This is a genomic window from Pseudoclavibacter sp. RFBI5, from assembly GCF_002931395.1.
Lineage (GTDB): Bacteria > Actinomycetota > Actinomycetes > Actinomycetales > Microbacteriaceae > Pseudoclavibacter.
The window spans coordinates 15,837-33,828 of the sequence record NZ_PSYA01000009.1; the positions used below are offsets into that span (position 1 = coordinate 15,837).

Genomic DNA, 17,992 nt, shown 5'->3' on the forward strand with positions numbered 1-17,992 from the left:
CATGACGAACTTCACGCACCTCGACGCAGCCGGCCACGCACGGATGGTCGACGTCACCGAGAAGCAGCCGACGGTACGGGCCGCGACGGCATCCGGCATGGTCTACTGCGGCACCGACGTGCTCGAGGCCCTCACCAACGATGCAGTGCCGAAGGGAGACGCGTTCGCCGTGGCGCGCATCGCCGGCATCCAGGGCGCGAAGAAGTGCGCGGAGCTCCTGCCGCTCGCCCACATCATCGGCGTGCACGGCGCCACCGTCGATCTCGAGCTGCGTGGCGACGGCGTGCTCATCACGGCGACGGTGCGCACCGCCGACCGCACCGGCGTCGAGATGGAGGCCTTCACTGCCGTCTCGGTCGCAGCGCTCGCGCTGGTCGACATGGTCAAGGGCATCGACAAGTCGGTCACGATCGGAGACATCAAGCTCATCGCGAAGACGGGCGGGAAGTCGGGGCCGTGGAAGCGCGAGCAGTAGCGCAGGTGCCGCGGAGCCGCCGCCGCCCGACCCCGGGGCTCGATGCGGTCATCCTCGCGGGTGGCCGCGGCTCCCGTCTCGGTGGCGTCAGCAAGGGCGACCTCGAGGTCGGGGGCAGGCGCCTCATCGACGTGGCGCTCGGCGCGGCTCACGACGCCGGTGCGAGCCGCACCATCGTGGTCGGTGCGGTCGCCGTGCAGGCACCCGCCGAGCTGATCCGCGAGGACCCCCCGTTCGGCGGACCGGCAGCTGGCCTCGCGGCCGCGCTCCCCAGCGTCTCGGCACCGTGGCTGCTCCTGCTCGCCTGCGACCTGCCCCGAGCTCCTGCGCTCGTCGAGCTCCTCACGGAGGCGAGCGGCCGCGGCACGGCGGCGTCCGACGGTGGAACTGACGGGGAAGCTGACGCTGACGGGGAAGGCTCCCCACCTGCCCTGGCAGAGGGGGCTGCCTCGGCGGATGGCGCAACCGTGAGCGGCCCCGACGGATTCGTGGTCGTCGATCGCGATGGACGCCCGCAGTGGCTTGCCGGCATCTACCGCACGACGGCCCTCAAGCGCGCCCTCGAGCGTGCGGCCGCAGCGTCCGGTGCCCATGGCCTGGCCCTCCGCCACGTCCTGGAGTCCCTCGCACTGACCCGAGTGCCGGACCGGTGTGGCGCCAGCGCCGACATCGACACCCCAGAGCAGCTCGCGGCCGACCGTGCTCGCGCAGCACAGCAGACCATCACCGCTCACGGAAGGACCCAGAGACCATGACCGAGACTCCCAAGCACCTGCCACCGGAAGCACTCGACGCCTGGCTCGCCGAGGCCAAGCGCGTGCTCGAGATCGACGACGAGATCGACATCGCAGCGCTCCTCGACGTCGCGAAGGACGTCGCGCACAACGTCGCCAGGCCAGCGGCGCCGCTCACGACCTTCGCGCTGGGGCTCGCCCTCGGCCGGCAGAGTTCCGCCTCCGACTCCCCCGAGGCCTTCAGCCGACTCGCTGAGCTCGTGACGGCTCGCGCCCTCTCCTGGGAGCAGGAGTCGTGAGCACCCCGAGCCGCGTCCGCGTCTTCGCCGGAGCGGCGGAGGCCGTGGGCGGCAGCGACTTCACGCTCGAAGCGGCGACGGTGGCCGCGCTCGTCCGCACGCTCAACCCCTCGGGCGACGTCCACGTCGCGGAGGTGCTCTCCCGGTGCTCGTTCCTGATCGACGGCGTGCGCACCTCCGACGCCGACGCACCGATCGCACCCGGTGCATCCGTCGACGTGCTGCCGCCCTTCGCTGGAGGCTGAAGCGACCGCCGGGTCGTCAGCCGCCGATGGCGTTCATCCCTCGTGCTGGCTGCAGGAAGCTCGGGTCGTTGATGGCGTGCCCCGGCAGCTTGTTGTGGATGCACGAGCGCAGCAGGCCATCGATCGCGAGGTCCGTCGCGGTGGCGCTCGCCGTGGTGTCGGCCGCAGCATTGGAGTCTCCTGAGCTGGCGGCCTCGGCTCGGAGGATCGGCATGAGGTCGTACTCGCTCGTCGAAAACAGGCAGTTGCGCAGCTGACCGTCGGCGGTGAGGCGCAGGCGATCGCAGTTGCCGCAGAAGGGCGCCGTGACGGAGGCGATGACGCCGACCGTGTGCGGGCCGCCGTCGAGCGTCCACCGTTCGGCGGGGGCGCCGCCGCGGCCGGGCACCGGCTCGAGCGTGAACCTCGCGCTGAGCGACTCGAGGATCTCCTCGCGCGTCACCATCTGCGCGCGGTCCCAGGTGTGTCCGGCGTCGAGCGGCATCTGCTCGATGAAGCGCAGCTGCGCGTCGTGCTCCATGGCGAACTCCACGAGCTCGACGATCTCGTCGTCGTTCACGCCGCGCATCGCGACGGCGTTGAGCTTGAGGGGCCGAAGGGAGGAGTTCTGGGCGGCGCGGATGCCGATGAGCACCTCATCGAGCTTGTCTCGCCTCGTGAGCGCGGTGAAGCGCTCGCGTCTGATCGTGTCGATCGAGATGTTGAGCCTGTCGAGGCCGGCGTCGATGAGGTCGGGAAGCATCTGCGGGAGGCGGATGCCGTTGGTGGTCATCGCGACCTGGACTGGGCCATCCGGGCCATGCAGCTCGGAGATGCGCCGCACGACCTCCACGACGTCGGGACGCAGGAGCGGCTCACCGCCCGTCAGCCGGAACGTGGTGATGCCGGAGGCCGCCGCGATCCGGGCGATGCGCACGATCTGCTCGGTGGAGAGGATGCTCGCCTTGGCCAGCCATTCGACACCCTCGGCCGGCATGCAGTATGTGCAGCGCAGCGAGCACTTGTCGGTGAGGGAGATACGCAGGTCGCGGTGGACTCTGCCGTGCTTGTCGACGATCGGGTCTCCGGGAGACGGCTCGAGCTGCGGCTCCACGAGCCTCGGGCGGCGAGCGATCGTGACGGGGACGCCGGTCATGGCAGACCCACCCAGGAGGTTGCGCCGTCGACCTCGTGCTGCTGCTTCCAGATCGGCACCTCGGCCTTGACCGCCTCGACGAGAGCCCGGCTCACCTCGTAGGCGTCGCCGCGGTGCGCGCTGGCTACGCAGGCGATGAGGGCGATGTCGCCCACTCGGAGGTGTCCGATGCGGTGGCTCACGGCCACCCGAACGCCGTCGCGGCCGTGGTGCGCGACGAGGCTCTGGAGCACGCGCTCGGCGTCGGGATGCGCGGTGTAGTCGAGCGAGACGACTCGTCCGCTCGCTTCGGGGTCGTGGTCCCGGATCTGGCCGATGAAGGTCACGACGGCGCCCGCGTGGGGATCCTCGACGGCGGCGAGGTGCTCGGCGAGGAGCAGCTCGTCGCTCGTGACTCGGGCGAGGGGGCTGGCACTCACGGAGCGTGGTCTCCGCCGCGGAGCTGGTCCAGGATGTGCGGGATGAGCGGGGCCAGCAGCGCGACGCCGTCCCGTGCCGCGCCAGGTGAGCCGGCGAGGTTGACGACGAGGCTCGGCGCTCCGCGCCCCGGTCGGTCGATGATGCCTGCGAGCCCGCGCGACAGCACGGCCGTCGGGACCCGGTCGCGCGCTGTCGCTCGCAGCGCTTCGGCGATGCCGGGAAGCTCGCGGGTGATGAGGGGCCAGGTGGCCTCCGGCGTCTCGTCGCGCGGCGAGAGGCCCGTGCCGCCGAGGGTGAGGATGATGTGCGCGTCCGAATCCGCCGCGTAGGCGATGGCGTCACGGACGACCGTGGCTCCGTCGGGGACGACGCTGAGCGTCACCGCCGTGTAGCCGTGCCTGGCGAGCGCCTCGAGCGCCGCCGGACCCGAGAGGTCCTCGCGCTCGCCCCGCGAAGACCGATCCGAGACCGTGATGACGGCGATCGTGGCCTGCTGTGCTGGGGACGCTTCCTGCATGGATCGAGCGTACCCGCTTGTCTTGCCCGTCAGCCCAGCTCGGCTCAGGCGGCGAGTGCTCCCGTGGCGGCTGCGATGCCGAGCAGCACCACGGCGAGCAGCGGGAAGCTGCCCTGGACGGCGCCGGCGCGCAGCTTCGTGCGGTCGCTCGTGACGAGGACAAGCGCGGCGAGCAGCATGGAGCCCGCTCCGGCGAAGATCAGCGTCGCGCCGACCACGCTGTTGCCCGCGATCGCGAGGATGACGCCGAGGCCGGCGATGATCGCGAGGAAGAGGTTGTAGAAGCCCTGGTTGTAGGCCATCGACTTGGTCGTCTCGGCGACCTCGAGGGAGGGGATGCCGAACGTCTTCCTCGTCGATTCCGCCGTCCAGCGGACGGACTCGAGGATGAAGATGTAGACGTGGACAAGCGCCGCGAGGGCGGCGAAGACGAGGGCGGCGATAAACATGTCAGCTCCAGGATCGGTGTATTCTGCAACGAACGTTACAGTATCGGAGGCCACATGGCACGCACGATGAGCTTCGACCGCCAGGACGTCATCGCCGGCGCACGCACCCTCTTCTGGCGCCAGGGCTACGACTCCGCGTCGACGAGCGACATCGAGGCCGCCACCGGCCTGAGCCGATCGAGCATCTACAACACCTTCGGCAGCAAGCGCGGCCTCTTCGACGCCTCCGTGCAGAGCTACCTGGACGACGTCGTGCACCCGCTGCTCGCGCCGCTGCTCGCGGACCCGACACCAGCATCCGCGCTCGATGACTACCTCGCTCGCCTCTCAGCTGCCGTCGCAGCCCAAGGGCGCCGCGACGACGTCCGAGGCTGCCTCCTGCTCGCGACGGCCTCCAGCTCACTCTCCGAAGACCGGGAGATTCGCGCCTCGATCACCGACTACCGAGCGACGCTCGAGCGCGCGATCTCGCGGGGCACCCGCGCGCTCGGCCTCACTGAGCACACGGCCACACTCGTGACCGCGGCCGTCGTCGGCGCCCTGACGATCGCGCGCGTCGATGGCGATGCCGCACGCAACGCACTCGAGGCTGCTCGCCAGCTCCTTCGAGCCTGAGTTTCATCAATCGAAAGGTTGACAAGTGCTCTCGCGCGTCGCACACTGGGTTCATCAACCACACGGTTGACAAACCCAATCGAGGAGCTATGACCACCGACGCGCTCTCCCCCATCTTCGCGGCGCTCGCCGACCCGACGAGACGCGACATCGTCGCGAGGCTCGCCAGCGGCGACGCGACCGTTGGAGAGCTCGCAGCTCCCTACGACGTCTCGGTGCAGGCGATCTCGAAGCACCTGCGCGTCCTGGAGGACTCGGGCCTCGTCACCCGTACGAGCAGCGCGGTCCGCGCACCCCGGCACCTCGAAGCGGAGGTCCTCAGCCTCATGACCGCGTGGATCGAGCGCTACCAGGCCGCCGCGGAGGCGCGGTTCCGCCGACTCGACGCGCTGCTCGAGACCCTGCCGGACGACACCACGCAGCACCAAGCACCAGAACCAGAACCAGAACCAGCGAAAGGAACCACATCATGAGCACCACATCAGCCAACGACACCGCCGTCACGGTTGGCGAAGACGTGCCGAACGTCTCCGTCGTCCGCGAGTTCGAGGCCACCCCGGATCGCGTGTTCCGCGCATTCGTCGACCCCGACCTCTTCACGAAGTGGGTCGGCCCGCACGAGGTGTCGACGAACATCGACCACTGGAACGCGGCCACGGGAGGCGCCTACCGGTGGGTGAATCTCAAGGACGGCGAGGAGATCGCGACCTTCTACGGCTCGTTCCACGAGGTCCGGGAGAACGAGCGCATCGTGCAGACGCAGACCTTCGAGATGATCCCGGACGGCGTGCTCCTCGAGACCATCGTGTTCGAGGCACTCGAGGGAGGCCGCACGCGAGTGACGAGCACGAGTCTGCTCGAGTCGTTCGAGATGCGCGACGGGCTCGTCGCGAGCGGCATGGAGCACGGCGTGCGAGAGGGGTACGAGAAGCTCGACGCCCTCCTCGCGCTCTGAGCCGCCCCGCTTCGCCGACGCTCCACACTGCGGACCCCGCCCCGCCACGCCACGCCATCTGTGGCCAACTCCCGTGACGAAAACCCCGAAACCCGGCAACGAGCACCGAATCCCGGGGCGTTCGTCACGCGAGTTGGTCAGGCAAACAACTGGCGAACCGATCCGACATGCAGCTGAGCGCGCGCCGTCCATGGCCAACTCCCGTGACGAAAACCCCGAAACCCGGCAACGAGCACCGAATCCCGGGACGTTCGTCACGCGAGTGGTCAGGCGAACGGATGGGGCGCTGAGCGGCCGCGCGGGTCAGGCCGCCATCGCGACTCGAGGCAGCCGGTCGAAGAGCTTGTCGAAGACCGCCAGCCGGTCGAACTGGAGCGCGTAGTCACGCGCCTGGACGGCGAGCAGCCGCCGCTCGGCGGCGCTGGTCTCGAGCACCGCCGTGTTGAGCGCGTCCGCGATCAACGATGGGCTGTTGACGGGCACGATGAGCGCGTGGTCCCCCACAGCCTCCCCGACGCCGCCGGTGACGGTCGTGATGACCGGCCCGCCGCCTGCGAGCATCTTCTCGGCGAGCGCGATGCCGAAGGTCTCGATGAACTCGGGGCGCGGCTTCGTGGGCAGCACGAACGCCGCGCATCCGGCCATCAGGAAGGGCTTCTCGGCGTCTCCCACGTCCTCGAGGAAGTGGATGCGGTCGGCCAGCGGTGACGCGGCACCGATCGCCTTCAGCTCCTCAGCCTGCGGCCCTCGTCCCGCGATGACGAGCTGGATCTCGGGGTCGTCGGCGACGCGGGACTGCTCGAAGCCCGCGATGAGGTCCTCGACGCCCTTCGCCTCGGTCAGCCTCGACAGGAACATGACGTAGCCGTCGCGCTTGAGCCCGCGAGCTTCTACGGCGGCGGTGATGTCGGCGTCGGCGAGGTCGACGTACGCGCTCGAGTCGATGGCCGGGTAGGAGATGTCGATGCGCTCCTGGCACTGGGGCGCGTAGCGGGTGCCGTGCTGCGCGTCCACCTTGGCGGCCTCCCCCACGATGAGGTCGCGCGTGTACTCGGAGACGGCGACGCACACGTCCTGGGACAGGTACGCCGAGAGGATGTGGGCTGCCGCGCCGAGGCGGCCGTCCTCGACGGCGTGCTTGACGACGTTGGTGACGTCGGAGCCGACGGCCTCGGCGATGGTGGTGACGTTGACGGGCAGGCCCGTCGAACGGGCGACGGTGAGCGCCTCCGCGACGGCGAGCGTGTGCGGGCTGAGGTAGAGCGACATGCAGACGGTCGGCACCCCGTCCGTGAAGAGCTCGACGAGGCGCCCGACGAGCCCCGCGAGGTAGCGGCCGTCTGGGACCTTGTAGTCGCCGACGGGCGCGGGGCGGTCGACGAAGATGCCGTCGCTGTAGGGCATGACCGTCTCGAGGGGCTTGAGCGGCAGCCCTGCCGCTTGCAGGCGCTCGATGGGCCACGTGACGATGCGCACCTCGTCGAAGCCGCGCAGGCGTGCGGCCTCCGCCAGGTTGCGGGCCTCGACGGAGTGCCCGCAGATGACTGGATCGGCGCGGACGACGATCACGAGGCGGTTCTGGATCTTGTTCATGAGGGTCCTCCCGGGTTTGGTGTCGCCGGCTGGCCGTCGACGAGGGGTGGGGTGGCGGGGATGGATGCTGCGGGTGAGGTGGGTGCGGCTGGTGGGGCGGATGCTGGGGCAGGGAACGACGACGGCAGGTCCTGTTCGCGGGTGCCCCAGTCGCTCGGCTCGGGCCCGAGCTCCAGATGCAGTTCCTGCGCCGCCATGAGCTCGCTGGGCGACAGCCAGCTCCTGCTGAGCGGCCTGCCGTCGAGGTGGGCGCTCTGCACGTACTGGACTGGGCCGCCGTGCGCGGGTTCGCGGAACCCTGTCGTCGTGATGCGGAAGCGCTCCCCGTAGACCGCGAGCGACGACTCGGCGAAGGCGGGCGCGTTGATGAGGAAGCTCGCCTGTCCAGCCACGGGGAACAGCCCGAGCGAGGCCCAGACGTACCAGGAGCTGAGGCCGCCCGAGTCGTCGTTGCCTGGCAGGCCGCCTCGTCCCGTCGCGTATTGCTGGGTGATGATGGCGTGCACGATCTCCGCGGTCCGGTCCGGTCGTCCGGCGTAGTGGTACGCCCATGGCGCCTCCATGTCCGGTTCGTTGTTGAGGCCTTCGAAGCGTCCGAGGGCGTAGCCGGCCGCGAGTTCCTCGATGCCGGGCGAGCGGCCGGGCTGCACAACCGGCTGGGCGCCGTAGCCGAAGAACTCGTCGAGTTGCGCGACGAAGCCCTCCGGCCCGCCGCTCAGCTGCATCCGCCCTGCCATGTCGTGGAGGATCCGGAACGAGTAGTTGTGCTTGGAGCCCTCGTAGAAGTTGGAGTCGACGAGCAGGCCCGTGGCCGGGTCGAACGCGCCCCGCCACTGTCCTGCGCGCTTCTCGAGCTGCTGGACGAGCTGGAGGTCGCCGACGCGAGCCGCGACGCGGGCCGTGCACCAGTACCCGAACGCGAGGTCGAGGGTGTGCGTGATGGGATGCGCGACGCCGCGCAGCAGGAACTCCTCGCCGTACGTGCGCCGCAGGTCATCGGCCATGTGCACAAGCGCCCAGTCCCAGTCGATGCCGGGCAGTCCGAGCTGGCAGAGGTCGGCGAGGAAGGTGTGCGCGAGCGCGCTGCCCTGTCGGGAGAAGCGGTCGCTGCCCTTGGCCATGCGGTAGCCGATCGGGAAGTTGCCTTCCTCCTCGCAGATGGTGAGGAGGGCGTTGGCGAGCTCGACGGCCTTGTCCGGACGCAGCGCGGTGAGCAGGGGAAGCTGGGTGCGGTAGATGTCCCACATCGTCGACAGGTCGAAGACGAAGGGTCCGTCGCTTGGCCAGAAGGGGCTCTCGTTGAGCGCGAAGGAGGGCTTGACGAACGAGTGGTACATGGCTGTCGAGAAGACCGTCTCGCGCTCGGTCGAGCCCGTCTCGACCTGGACCTCGTCGAGCAGCTCCTGCCAGGCGCGCCCGGTTTCGGCGAGTCGGTCCGAGAACCTGCCCTCCCCGTCGCCGCAGTCGTCCCTGAGGTTCTGCTCGGCCTGCTCGACCCCGCGCAGGGAGAAGCCGATGCGCACCTCGACGACCTGGCCCTCCTCGCTCGGGCCCGCCCACATGAGGCCGAACGGCCGCAGCGTCGTTGGGCGGATGTGGTCGAAGTCGAGGCGCGTGCCGCCCGGCATGAGGCGCCGATCGTGCCACAGCATCTGGCGCCACTGGGGAGTGTCGCACTCGATGTGCACGGCGAGCGGGGCGCCCTCCGCCACGATCTCACCCGTCGCGACGCCGGGCCTGACGGTCTCGAGGTGGGCCCGCAGCGGAACGGTGGCCCCGTAGGGGATGGCGAGGCCGCCGAGCGAGAAGTCGACGACGACCCTGGCGCTCGAGTGCTTCGGGAACGTGTATCGGTGCACGGCGCTCTTGGGACCCACGGTGATCTCGGCGCGGATGCCGTTGCCGAGCGTCGCCGCGTAGTAGCCGGGTGAGGCGTCCTCGTCGTCGAGCGACCAGGTGCGCCCGAGCACGTCGAGCGGCTCGATCATGGGCGTGACGCGGAAGTAGTTGTAGTACTTGCGGATCGCCCCGGTGCCCGATTGCTGGAAGTGCGTGAATCCCGAGGCGAGCGTGCCGTCGTAGATCGTCTCGGGGATGCCCTCGAGGCTGAGGTCGTAACGGCCGTAGCCGGTCGGGTACGCGCCAGAGTAGGCGCAGGCCGAGACCATCCCGAGTGGGTAGGTGGCGCCCGGATGCGTGTTGCCGATCTGCGGCTTCGGCCACCACCAGGTCGCGGCGAGGCCCGTCTGCGTCGGCAGCGCGGTGGGCTCTGTGCCGATGAACGGGTCTACGCGGGTGGTCATGCTGTGAGCCTGGACGGGCCCTGCTACGGGAGTGTGGACGTCACGTTACGTTCACGCGTCGGGAGACTGTGCACGCCCTGGGTCGCGCACGCGAGCTCGCGGGGCGCGCGCGGGCACGGCGACGGCGCGCGCGTCCCTCACACCAGCGGGCGGTCGCAGCGGATGCGCCAGCGCACGTCGGCCAGCAGCAGCCGGTACACGAGGCCGGAGGCGGCGAGCGGGAGCACGCGCTCGATTCGCACGAAGGCGGCGCGCTGCCTCCGGAACCACGTCTCGTCGGCCCGCGTCCACCTGACGCGGAGCGCGCGCCGGAACTCGGGCGGCAGGAAGCCGACCGTGAGCCGCTGATGCCACGCCCGCATCCGCTCGGGAAGCACCGCCGCGGCGAATTCGAGCCTGGCGATGTCGAGCAGGTAGCTGCGCACCTCGTCATCGATGCGCAGCTTCGTGAGCTCGCCGCGCCAGTACTCCTCGAAAGCGGCGGTGCTGCCCGGCCACGCGCTCGGCGGCATCTGCAGGGTGGTCCCGAAGACGCGCCCTTCGAGCAGGAAGCGCTCCGCGGACGCGCCTGCCTGCGAGCCTTCGACGAGCTCGAGCACGTCGCGGGAGCCCACGAACAGGCATGCCGCGACCCAGCGCTGCAGGTCGACGCGGAGGGCCGAGTACTCCTCGGTGGCTCGCGGGTCACGGTCGGAGCGCACCTTCGCGTGCTGCCGCGTGACCGCCCTGCGGTACGCGCGGCGCTCCTCCACGGTGCCGAGGACGGCCACGGCGAGGTAGCCGAGGGTCGTCCTGGTGCGCTTGATGGGGTGCACGTCGAGGCGCCCACTCGTGACGCGGCTGTGCGCGACCCCCTGACCGACGGCGGGGTTGGAGAGCTGCATGATGACGTTCGCGGCCCCCATGGCCAGGGCGAGCAGGCGTGAGCTGCGTGGGAGCTCGACGCACACGAGGTCATCGATGGAGGCGGCGGTCCACGTCTCCATCAGTCACTCCCCCGCTCGGGGGCTGCTGAAAAGGTCACGCGTCGTGAGAGGTCAGGCTCTTCGCGATGGCCTTCAGCTCGGTGCTGCTGCAGCCGGCGAGCGGCGATGCGCGCTTGAGCGCTGCGATCGCGAGCTTGCGCACCCGCTTGCCCTCGGTGGTCAGCGTCAGCACCCGCGAGCGTCGGTCGTGCTCGCTCTCCCGGCGCTCGACGAGGCCGCGATCGACGAGGCGGTCGGAGACGAAGGTGAGGTTCGAGGCGTTGCAGTGCAGCTTGGTCGCGAGCTCTTTCATCGCGGGGGGCTGCGCGTCCGGATCGATCGCCCAGAGCGCCTGCGCGGTCGGGAAGGTGAGCCCGAGCGCTTCGAGTTCCCGCTCAGCAGCCACATTGGTGCTCTGCGCGGTTTCGTAGACGGCACGCATCGCCCGTTCCAGCGAATCCATATTCAGTACCTTACGCCACGGAAATATTTCAGCAATCGAAGCGTTGTACTCTGAGTCTCGAAACGTTCGAGGCTTGAAGGAGTGTGACGATGAAGACCTTCGCCATCACCGGTGCCACGCAGGGTGTCGGCTACTTCGCCGCGGAAGAGCTCGCACGCCGCGGCCACCACGTCGTGCTGCTCGGGCGCAGCATCGAGAAACTCAACACGGCCCTGATCTCCATCACCGAGCAGGTGCCGGATGCGAGCACGAGCCGCATCGTCCTCGACCTCACGTCGAGCGAGTCGATCGCGAGCGCGGCCGCTTCGCTGAGCTCCCGCGAGCGCCTCGACGGGGTGCTGCTGAACGCCGCGCACATGGCTCCGGGAACGCAGCGCGAGCACGATGCGGCCGGTCGCGAGCTCACGATGTCGACCAACCACCTCGGCCACTTCGAGTTCACGGCTCAGCTCATGGATGCGCTGGTCGCCCCGAAGCCCGCAGCCCACGGCGATGCGGCGGAGACCAGCCGGGTTGTGGCCGTCGGCAGCCTCGCCACCCGCATCTACCCGTTCGACCTCGAGGACTGGCAGAGCACGCACCTGTACGAGCCGCGCCGCGCCTACGCCGCGTCGAAGCACGCGCTCGAGATGTTCACGTTCGAGCTCGACCGTCGCCTGCGAGCAGCCGGCGCCCCCGCGGAGGCGCTGGTCGTCGACCCGGGCATCCCCGTCAACGGGGCGACCCCAGTGCGCACGGGCGTGAACGAGCCGACCGCCTGGCAGCGCTTCGCGTCGCGCCTCGCCGGACCATTCGCGCACGGGAAGCATCGCACTGCGGCTATCGCCGTGCACGCGCTGACGAGCGACACGGTCGCCGGTGGCGACTACCTCGGCCCGGCGCGCACCGTGCGCGGCGCCCCCGTGAAGCTGGACAAGCCGACCACGCAGCGCGACCGCGAGCGGGCCGAGCGCCTGTGGCAGCTGAGCGAGGAATCGACCTCAGCGACGTTTCGCCTGAGCGAGACGGTCGCCTGAGCCTGAGCGAGGCGGTCACCTCGGCCTGAGCGGGACGTTCGCCAAGAAGCGCACGACAGGTCACACGATCATGGCGTCGCCGGTCCGGGCGAGGTGCTCGCGCAGCGTGAGCTCCGGCTCGCTCCGGCGCGCCCGCTGGTAGGCGGAGAACTGCACCTGTTGGCGGAGGGTCGTGCCGAGGCGGATGCTCGTGGCCCGCGAGCGCTCGGCGTCCCTGAGCTGCAGGGCATGCATGAGCACCTCGTTGGCTCGGTCCCCAGGCACGAACACGACCCCGTCCTCGTCGCCGAAGACGACGTCGCGCGTGCGCACGGTGTGCTCCCCGAACTCCGCGGACGAGAACGTGCTGCGCCGACGCTCGTCGAGGCGCGCGGGACCTGCGGGCAGCGAACCCAGGCTGAACACCGGGAACCCTGCGCGGCGAACCTCGCGCGTGTCCCGATGCAGTCCCCAGATGGCGATGCCCGCGAGCCCTGCCGCCTTCGCCTCGAGCACGATGAGGCCGCCGACGCAGCTCTCGTCGGTGCGGCCCTGGTTGTCGACGACCAGCACGTCGCCGGGGTGCGCCCGATCCATGGCCTCGAGGAGGACGTCGACGCTGCCGAAGTGGCGAACGGGAAGGCAGCGTCCCGCGAGCCGCGGCGCGCCCTCCGACACGGGCCTCACCGCTGCGGGCCCGCAGCGCGCGGCTACCCCGGCCCGCACGCTCCCGTCGGCGACGTGCGCGGTCGAAAGCCCCGTCGCACCGGTCCACAATTGCGCGATCTCCTGCACAGACGACTCCCCTGAACCTCACTCGAGCACTCGTCGCCGAGTGCCTGAACGCCCCCACGTTCGGCGAGATCACGATACGACATCCGGAGTTGTGAAACACTCTCCACATGGACGCGCATGAGATTCGCAATGCCTACCTCGACTACCAGGAGCGACTCGGGCACGTCAGGATCGACAGAGCCCCGCTGATCCCCCGCGGCGACGGGTCGACGCTCTTCACCGGGAGTGGCATGCAGGCCCTTCTCCCCTACCTTCTCGGCGAAGACCACCCCGCCGGAACGCGCCTCACCGACAGCCAGCCCTGCGTGCGCGCGCAGGACATCGAGGACGTCGGCGACAACCGCCACACGACGTTCTTCGAGATGCTCGGCAACTGGAGCCTCGGCGACTACTTCAAGTCCGAGCAGATCCCCGCGTTCCTGTCGTTCCTCGTCGACGAGGTCGGCATCGACCCGAACCGTCTCTACGTGACCGCGTTCATCGGCGACGAGGCCGCGGGCATCCCCCGAGACGACGAGGCCGCCCGCATCTGGCAGGCGGCCTTCGCGGAGCGCGGCATCGAAGCCGGCATCGTCGAGATGGGGAGCCAGGCGGACGGCGACGCTCGCGGCGTGAACCCCGGCGAGCGCATCTTCTTCTACGACGGCGGCGAGAACTGGTGGTCGCGTGGCGGATCGCTCGAGGCGACCCCCATCGGAGACCCCTGCGGCCCCGACAGCGAGGTCTTCTACGACTTCGGACCGGAGAACCACGACCCCTCCTACGGTCGCGCGCACCCGGCGAGCGACAGCGGCCAGTTCATGGAGATCGGCAATCAGGTCTTCATGCAGTACCGGCGCGTCGAAGACGGCTCCTTCGTCGAGCTCGAACGACGCAACGTCGACTTCGGCGGTGGGCTCGAGCGCATCGCCGCGGCCGCGATCCACTCCCCCGACGTGTTCCGGATCTCGCTCCTGCGCCCGATCGTCGAGCAGATCGAGCAGCTGAGCGGCAAGAGCTACGAAGAGCACACGCTCTCGATGCGCATCATCGCCGACCACCTGCGCGGGGCGACGTTCCTGGCGGTCGACGGGGTCGTGCCGTCGAACAAGGAGCAGGGGTACGTCATGCGCCGCCTCGTGCGTCGCGCGATCCGCGAGGCCCTCATCCTCGGGATCTCCGAGAACTTCTTCGCGGAGCTCGTGCCGACGATCGCCGACCTCTACGTGGATGACTACCCGGAGGTGCGCGAGCGTCGCGAGGACGTCGTCGCGGTGCTCGTCAAGGAGGAGCGCTCGTTCCGCCGCACCCTCAAGGGCGGCCTCAAGGCGCTCGCCGCGTACAAGGGGTCGACGCTCACCGGCGCCGACGTGTTCCTGCTCTCCGACACGCACGGGTTCCCGCGTGAGCTGAGCGTCGAGGAAGCCAGACGACAGGGCATCGACGTCGATGTGGCCTGGGAGGCGGAGTTCCTGGAAGCCCTCGAGGAGCAGCGGGCCCGCTCACGCGGAGCCACGAAGCTCGGCGCGGCTGGACTCCCGCACCAGGAGTCTCAGGCCCCCAAGGGCCAGGGATGATGTTCCGCTGGCGTCGCAGAGCTCGGACAGCTTCCACGAGTCAGCAGACGAAGCCCAAGAAGAAGACGGGGCTGCCTCCGGTCATCTTCCCTGAGCTCTCCGAGGCCATCGACGACGGCCTGCTGCTGGCGATGCGCATCGTGCGACTCGACGTGAAGAACTCGATCATCAAGCGGACCGTCGGCGAGAAGGTGCCGTTCGCTGCCGCAGACTATCGCGAGGCGGCGAACGCCTCGCTCGACCGGGTGCTCAAGGAGCTGCGGTACTCGGCGGAGCGTGTGGCCGGGGTTCGGGACCGCGCGCGACCAGGTCGGTCGCTGAGCGCCCACGACTACCGGCACGCGGACATCGAGACGCTGAGCTTCCGCGAGCGGGCCTCGCAGGCGGTGAGCGAGCGCATCGAAGCGGACCGCGAGGACGAGGCGTTCATCGACGGGCTCATCGAGCAGGCGCGAGCTGACGCGTGGACCGAGATCTCAGCGCACATCGAGCACGAGCTGCTCGACCCGTGGTCGAAGGGCAGCCCGCGGATGCAGCTGCCGACCTCGCCAGAGGACGACCCGGAACGCGCCGATCGCTTCGACGACCTCGAGAAGGAGCTGCGGAAGCTCGCGCGCGAGGCGAAGATTCAGGAGCGACGCGAGTCCAAGCAGCGCGACCGCTCCTGACCTTGCTCCCCCGGCGCTGCGGGCAGACGCTCTCGGCCGTCGGCGTCCGCACGCCGCTACTTGGCGAGGATCGTGTAGAGCGCCTTGCGGGCGTCGTCCAGGACCTTGGTGGCCTCCTGCTGCTGCTCCTCGGTCGCACCGAGGCGGAACTGCTGCATGACGCCCATGAACTGCATGGCGGATTCGCGCAGGCCGCTCGCGGACTCTGACATCCCGGCGACACCGCGCCAGCCCTGCTCGAGCTCCTCGGCGTGCTCGGCCACGTAGGTGCGGCCCGAATCGCTCAGCTCGAAGACCGGCTTCTTCTCAGTGCCGCCCTGCTCGATGAGGTCTTCGTCGACGAGCTGCTGCAGCGTCGGGTAGACGGAACCGGGGCTTGGGCGCCAGACGCCGTCGGTCTTCTCCGCGATGCCCTTGATGAGGCCGTAGCCGTTGGAGGGGCCTTCCGCGAGAAGGGAGAGGATGGCGGCGCGGACGTCGCCCTTGCCTGCCCGGCGGTGGCCGCGTGGGCCGAACTTCGGGCCGAAGCCTGGACCGTGGCCGGCCCCCGGACCGAATCCTGGGCCGAATCCTCGTCCAGGGCCGAATCCGTGCGAGAAGCGACGGACGCGCTCGTCCTGTGCGGCCTCGTGGCCGAACCCGTGGCCCTGCTCGTGGGAGCGGCCTCGGTCTGCGTCAAGCGGGTGGTGGTTGTGGGTGAAGTGCTTTCGCATGGTGAACCTTTCTGCTGGAGCTGCACCGTGCAACCCCGATAGCTCGACGATATATCGGAGAAGAGTTGCTGTCAAGCGATATATCGGAGAATGTTCGAGAGGTTCGGGAAGCGCTCAGGCACGCGCGTCGCGGCGCCTCCGGAGCTCGGGCATGACGCACTCGCTGAGCAACGGCGCGAGATCGGCCAGGTCAGCTCCAGGGGCCGGATACGCATCCACCCAGCGCAGCTCCGCGATCTCGGCGCGAGCCCGTGGCGTCCCGCTCAGCTCTGCCAAGTACACCGTGCCGATGAGGCCGGTCGCCGCCTCGTTCGCGGCCGCAGTCGTCCACTCCCCGAGGAGCGTCACGTCGGCGTCGTCGAGCACGATCCCCACCTCCTCCTCGATCTCGCGAAGAGCCGCCGCCTTCGGCGACTCCCCCGGCTCGAGCTTCCCGCCGGGGAGCATGAACTTCGTCGTCCCGCGTTTGCGGACCGTGAGCACCTGCCCCTCGGAATCCTCGAAGCAGATGGCGGCGACAGTCAACACAGAAGCGGGCACGCACCAAGGATAGGTGCGTGCCCGCTGGCGCCGAAAGGAGGCGTCGCCGTTCCTGCCGCTACTGCCCGAGCTTGCCCACCGTGACCCGGACCGTCTGCTCCTGGCCGCCGCGCATGAGCACGGCTTCGACCTGCGTTCCCGGCTCGAGGGCACGGATCTGGGCCGTCAGGTCCGTCGAGCTGGAGACTCGGTGCCCACCGAACGAGGTGATCACGTCACCGGCCTGGACGCCGGCCTGCGCCGCGGGGCCCCCTGCGGTGAGCTGAGTCACGTAGGCCCCGGCCATGCTCGAGTCTGCCGCCGTAGGGTCGCTGACGCTCGCTCCGAGGAATCCGTGCGAGACGGCGCCGCTCGAGATGAGCTGCTCCGCCACCCGCTTCACGAGGTTGGACGGCAGCGAGAAGCCGACGCCGATGTTGCCCGACGCGCCACCGCTGCTGCTGCCGGCACCAGCGATCGCCACGTTGATGCCGATGAGGGCACCGTCCTGGTTGACCAGCGCGCCACCCGAGTTGCCCGGGTTGATGGCGGCATCGGTCTGGATGACCGGGAGGGCGACGGAGGACGAGCCCTGGGTGCTCGTCTGCCCCTCGGACGAGTTCGGGTCGCCGCGCCAGAAGTTGTACGGGCTGTCCTCCTGGGTGCCGTCAGACTGGACCTCCTCCGGAACCGCGGAGGAGCTGACGAGGATGCCACGGTCGAGCGCGCTCACGACGCCCTCGGTCACCGAGTCGGAGAGCCCGAGCGGAGCGCCGATGGCCACGGCGACATCGCCCACATTGAGCGAGTCGGAGTCGGCGAACGTGATGGGGGTCAGCGACGTGTCCTCGACCTTGATGATCGCGAGATCGAGCACAGGGTCGCCGGCGACGAGGGTCGCAGGCAGCAGGCGGCCGTCGCTCGTCTGGACCGAGAGCTCGGCGTTGCCCGTTGCGCCGTCGATCGTCGCGACGTGGTTGTTCGTGACGATGTACCCGGAACCGTCGACGACGACACCGGAGCCGCTCGCCCCCGTCTGACCGGAGGATGCGGAGATCGTGACGACGCTCGGGGAGGCCACCGCGGCGATGCTCGTCACGAGCGTCGCGTCCTGCGGGTTGTTGACCGTGATCGACTGCGAGCTGGACGAGCCCGCGGCCACCTGGGACGAGCCGAAGCCGCCGACGACGGCTCCGCCAACGCCGCCACCGACGACGCCACCGACAAGGAGGCCCGCGGTGAGGAGCGCGACCGTGCCGAAGCGGCGCTTGCGGGGCTTCGGCACCTGCGCCGTTGCCGGCGAACCTGCCGGGCCGAAGCTGTTCGACGGGTACTCGGCGCCCGCATAGTCCGGGGTCGAGTACTGGGGCGCCGAGTAGTCCTGGTACTGGGGCGCCTGGTAGCCGGCCGGCGCGTACTGGCCGGGCTGGTACGGGCCGGAGGAGTACTGCGGCGCGAAGGCGTGCGACTGCGAGGACGAGGAGGGCTGCTGAGCGGAGGACTCGAGGTGCGGCTTGGCGCCGTCCTGCGGGTTCGTTTCCGGGAAGGAGGGGGTGGACATGTGTGGTTCCTTTCGAC

22 protein-coding genes are annotated in these 17,992 nt (G+C 69.8%); 10 read left to right on the top strand and 12 right to left on the bottom strand.

The features are described 5' to 3' along the window. Position 1 precedes the first annotated feature (1 nt). The 4 genes from moaC to C5E06_RS06785 are packed head-to-tail and all read left to right on the top strand — an operon-like array spanning position 2 to position 1,753. On the top strand, positions 2–475 hold the full coding sequence (gene moaC, locus C5E06_RS06770) for a cyclic pyranopterin monophosphate synthase MoaC (protein ID WP_104242218.1): 474 nt from the start codon (positions 2–4) through the stop codon (positions 473–475). Next, positions 457–1,230 carry a molybdenum cofactor guanylyltransferase gene (locus C5E06_RS06775; RefSeq protein ID WP_104306390.1) on the top strand — a complete coding sequence of 258 codons (774 nt, stop codon included), beginning with the start codon at positions 457–459 and terminating at the stop codon, positions 1,228–1,230. Before moaC ends, C5E06_RS06775 begins: the two co-directional genes overlap by 19 nt. Then, positions 1,227–1,508, top strand: a complete 282-nt coding sequence (locus C5E06_RS06780) for a DUF6457 domain-containing protein (protein WP_104306391.1) — start codon at positions 1,227–1,229, stop codon at positions 1,506–1,508. Before C5E06_RS06775 ends, C5E06_RS06780 begins: the two co-directional genes overlap by 4 nt. Then, positions 1,505–1,753: a MoaD/ThiS family protein gene (locus C5E06_RS06785; protein ID WP_104299216.1), complete on the top strand. Its 249-nt coding sequence runs from the start codon at positions 1,505–1,507 to the stop codon at positions 1,751–1,753. The genes C5E06_RS06780 and C5E06_RS06785 overlap by 4 nt, the downstream gene beginning before the upstream one ends. A gap of 16 nt (positions 1,754–1,769) precedes the next feature. Here C5E06_RS06785 and moaA read toward each other — a convergent pair whose 3' ends face one another. Genes moaA through C5E06_RS06805 form a run of 4 tightly spaced genes read right to left on the bottom strand, consistent with a single transcriptional unit; the run spans position 1,770 to position 4,274 of the window. After that, a complete protein-coding gene (gene moaA / locus C5E06_RS06790) occupies positions 1,770–2,888 on the bottom strand; it encodes a GTP 3',8-cyclase MoaA (RefSeq protein ID WP_104306392.1) in 1,119 nt (372 codons plus the stop codon). Next, positions 2,885–3,307 (bottom strand): molybdenum cofactor biosynthesis protein MoaE, encoded by a 423-nt coding sequence (locus C5E06_RS06795; protein WP_104306393.1) that lies wholly within the window; start codon positions 3,305–3,307, stop codon positions 2,885–2,887. Before C5E06_RS06795 ends, moaA begins: the two co-directional genes overlap by 4 nt. Continuing rightward, positions 3,304–3,825: a molybdenum cofactor biosynthesis protein B gene (locus C5E06_RS06800; RefSeq protein ID WP_104306394.1), complete on the bottom strand. Its 522-nt coding sequence runs from the start codon at positions 3,823–3,825 to the stop codon at positions 3,304–3,306. The genes C5E06_RS06795 and C5E06_RS06800 overlap by 4 nt, the downstream gene beginning before the upstream one ends. A 44-nt stretch (positions 3,826–3,869) precedes the next feature. Beyond that, entirely contained in the window at positions 3,870–4,274 is a 405-nt protein-coding gene (locus tag C5E06_RS06805; RefSeq protein ID WP_104306395.1) for a DUF1304 domain-containing protein, read from the bottom strand. 54 nt (positions 4,275–4,328) lie between these two features. Between C5E06_RS06805 and C5E06_RS06810 the strand changes: the two genes are divergently transcribed. From C5E06_RS06810 to C5E06_RS06820, 3 genes are all read left to right on the top strand, one after another. Then, on the top strand, positions 4,329–4,889 hold the full coding sequence (locus C5E06_RS06810; protein ID WP_104306396.1) for a TetR/AcrR family transcriptional regulator: 561 nt from the start codon (positions 4,329–4,331) through the stop codon (positions 4,887–4,889). A gap of 89 nt (positions 4,890–4,978) precedes the next feature. Continuing rightward, a complete protein-coding gene (locus C5E06_RS06815) occupies positions 4,979–5,362 on the top strand; it encodes a helix-turn-helix transcriptional regulator (protein ID WP_104306397.1) in 384 nt (127 codons plus the stop codon). After that, positions 5,359–5,844, top strand: coding sequence for an SRPBCC family protein (locus C5E06_RS06820; RefSeq protein WP_104299223.1), 486 nt, complete (start codon positions 5,359–5,361; stop codon positions 5,842–5,844). Before C5E06_RS06815 ends, C5E06_RS06820 begins: the two co-directional genes overlap by 4 nt. Positions 5,845–6,147: 303 nt before the next feature. On the opposite strand, the gene C5E06_RS06825 is transcribed toward C5E06_RS06820, so the two are convergent. From C5E06_RS06825 to C5E06_RS06840, 4 genes are all read right to left on the bottom strand, one after another. Then, the gene (locus C5E06_RS06825) at positions 6,148–7,437 is read right to left on the bottom strand and encodes a glycosyltransferase (protein ID WP_104306398.1); all 1,290 of its coding nucleotides are present in this window, start codon (positions 7,435–7,437) and stop codon (positions 6,148–6,150) included. Next, positions 7,434–9,740, bottom strand: a complete 2,307-nt coding sequence (locus C5E06_RS06830; protein WP_104242241.1) for a glycoside hydrolase domain-containing protein — start codon at positions 9,738–9,740, stop codon at positions 7,434–7,436. The genes C5E06_RS06825 and C5E06_RS06830 overlap by 4 nt, the downstream gene beginning before the upstream one ends. Before the next feature lie 137 nt (positions 9,741–9,877). Further along, positions 9,878–10,726: an oxygenase MpaB family protein gene (locus tag C5E06_RS06835; RefSeq protein WP_104306399.1), complete on the bottom strand. Its 849-nt coding sequence runs from the start codon at positions 10,724–10,726 to the stop codon at positions 9,878–9,880. A 34-nt stretch (positions 10,727–10,760) separates the two neighbouring features. Continuing rightward, positions 10,761–11,168 (bottom strand): MarR family winged helix-turn-helix transcriptional regulator, encoded by a 408-nt coding sequence (locus C5E06_RS06840; protein WP_104242245.1) that lies wholly within the window; start codon positions 11,166–11,168, stop codon positions 10,761–10,763. Between the two features lie 89 nt (positions 11,169–11,257). Between C5E06_RS06840 and C5E06_RS06845 the strand changes: the two genes are divergently transcribed. Continuing rightward, a complete protein-coding gene (locus C5E06_RS06845) occupies positions 11,258–12,184 on the top strand; it encodes an SDR family NAD(P)-dependent oxidoreductase (protein ID WP_104306400.1) in 927 nt (308 codons plus the stop codon). Positions 12,185–12,244: 60 nt separating this feature from the next. On the opposite strand, the gene C5E06_RS06850 is transcribed toward C5E06_RS06845, so the two are convergent. Further along, positions 12,245–12,958 carry an RraA family protein gene (locus C5E06_RS06850; RefSeq protein ID WP_219820187.1) on the bottom strand — a complete coding sequence of 238 codons (714 nt, stop codon included), beginning with the start codon at positions 12,956–12,958 and terminating at the stop codon, positions 12,245–12,247. A 107-nt stretch (positions 12,959–13,065) separates the two neighbouring features. Here C5E06_RS06850 and C5E06_RS06855 point away from each other — a divergent pair, with 107 nt between their 5' ends. Both C5E06_RS06855 and C5E06_RS06860 read left to right on the top strand, forming a co-directional pair. Then, positions 13,066–14,514 carry an alanine--tRNA ligase-related protein gene (locus tag C5E06_RS06855; RefSeq protein WP_104306401.1) on the top strand — a complete coding sequence of 483 codons (1,449 nt, stop codon included), beginning with the start codon at positions 13,066–13,068 and terminating at the stop codon, positions 14,512–14,514. Continuing rightward, positions 14,511–15,182: a hypothetical protein gene (locus tag C5E06_RS06860; protein ID WP_104308685.1), complete on the top strand. Its 672-nt coding sequence runs from the start codon at positions 14,511–14,513 to the stop codon at positions 15,180–15,182. Before C5E06_RS06855 ends, C5E06_RS06860 begins: the two co-directional genes overlap by 4 nt. Positions 15,183–15,238: 56 nt before the next feature. Here the strand turns inward: C5E06_RS06860 and C5E06_RS06865 are convergent, their stop codons facing one another. The 3 genes from C5E06_RS06865 to C5E06_RS06875 all read right to left on the bottom strand — a co-directional run bounded on the left by C5E06_RS06865 (position 15,239) and on the right by C5E06_RS06875 (position 17,975). Beyond that, positions 15,239–15,895, bottom strand: coding sequence for a PadR family transcriptional regulator (locus C5E06_RS06865; RefSeq protein WP_104306402.1), 657 nt, complete (start codon positions 15,893–15,895; stop codon positions 15,239–15,241). 114 nt (positions 15,896–16,009) lie between these two features. Then, positions 16,010–16,435, bottom strand: coding sequence for an NUDIX domain-containing protein (locus C5E06_RS06870; protein ID WP_219820188.1), 426 nt, complete (start codon positions 16,433–16,435; stop codon positions 16,010–16,012). Between the two features lie 58 nt (positions 16,436–16,493). After that, positions 16,494–17,975: a S1C family serine protease gene (locus C5E06_RS06875; RefSeq protein WP_104306404.1), complete on the bottom strand. Its 1,482-nt coding sequence runs from the start codon at positions 17,973–17,975 to the stop codon at positions 16,494–16,496. Positions 17,976–17,992 lie beyond the last annotated feature (17 nt).

Excerpts from the sequence above, each read along its gene's own strand:
- C5E06_RS06845 (WP_104306400.1), top strand. The coding sequence starts at position 11,258 with ATGAAGACCTTCGCCATCACCGGTGCCACGCAGGGTGTCGGCTACTTC.
- C5E06_RS06805 (WP_104306395.1), bottom strand. The coding sequence starts at position 4,274 with ATGTTTATCGCCGCCCTCGTCTTCGCCGCCCTCGCGGCGCTTGTCCAC.
- C5E06_RS06830 (WP_104242241.1), bottom strand. The coding sequence starts at position 9,740 with ATGACCACCCGCGTAGACCCGTTCATCGGCACAGAGCCCACCGCGCTG.
- C5E06_RS06820 (WP_104299223.1), top strand. The coding sequence starts at position 5,359 with ATGAGCACCACATCAGCCAACGACACCGCCGTCACGGTTGGCGAAGAC.
- C5E06_RS06800 (WP_104306394.1), bottom strand. The coding sequence starts at position 3,825 with ATGCAGGAAGCGTCCCCAGCACAGCAGGCCACGATCGCCGTCATCACG.
- C5E06_RS06835 (WP_104306399.1), bottom strand. The coding sequence starts at position 10,726 with ATGGAGACGTGGACCGCCGCCTCCATCGATGACCTCGTGTGCGTCGAG.
- C5E06_RS06815 (WP_104306397.1), top strand. The coding sequence starts at position 4,979 with ATGACCACCGACGCGCTCTCCCCCATCTTCGCGGCGCTCGCCGACCCG.
- moaC (WP_104242218.1), top strand. The coding sequence starts at position 2 with ATGACGAACTTCACGCACCTCGACGCAGCCGGCCACGCACGGATGGTC.
- C5E06_RS06825 (WP_104306398.1), bottom strand. The coding sequence starts at position 7,437 with ATGAACAAGATCCAGAACCGCCTCGTGATCGTCGTCCGCGCCGATCCA.
- C5E06_RS06875 (WP_104306404.1), bottom strand. The coding sequence starts at position 17,975 with ATGTCCACCCCCTCCTTCCCGGAAACGAACCCGCAGGACGGCGCCAAG.
- C5E06_RS06810 (WP_104306396.1), top strand. The coding sequence starts at position 4,329 with ATGGCACGCACGATGAGCTTCGACCGCCAGGACGTCATCGCCGGCGCA.
- C5E06_RS06865 (WP_104306402.1), bottom strand. The coding sequence starts at position 15,895 with ATGCGAAAGCACTTCACCCACAACCACCACCCGCTTGACGCAGACCGA.
- C5E06_RS06855 (WP_104306401.1), top strand. The coding sequence starts at position 13,066 with ATGGACGCGCATGAGATTCGCAATGCCTACCTCGACTACCAGGAGCGA.
- C5E06_RS06860 (WP_104308685.1), top strand. The coding sequence starts at position 14,511 with ATGATGTTCCGCTGGCGTCGCAGAGCTCGGACAGCTTCCACGAGTCAG.
- C5E06_RS06780 (WP_104306391.1), top strand. The coding sequence starts at position 1,227 with ATGACCGAGACTCCCAAGCACCTGCCACCGGAAGCACTCGACGCCTGG.
- C5E06_RS06840 (WP_104242245.1), bottom strand. The coding sequence starts at position 11,168 with ATGGATTCGCTGGAACGGGCGATGCGTGCCGTCTACGAAACCGCGCAG.
- moaA (WP_104306392.1), bottom strand. The coding sequence starts at position 2,888 with ATGACCGGCGTCCCCGTCACGATCGCTCGCCGCCCGAGGCTCGTGGAG.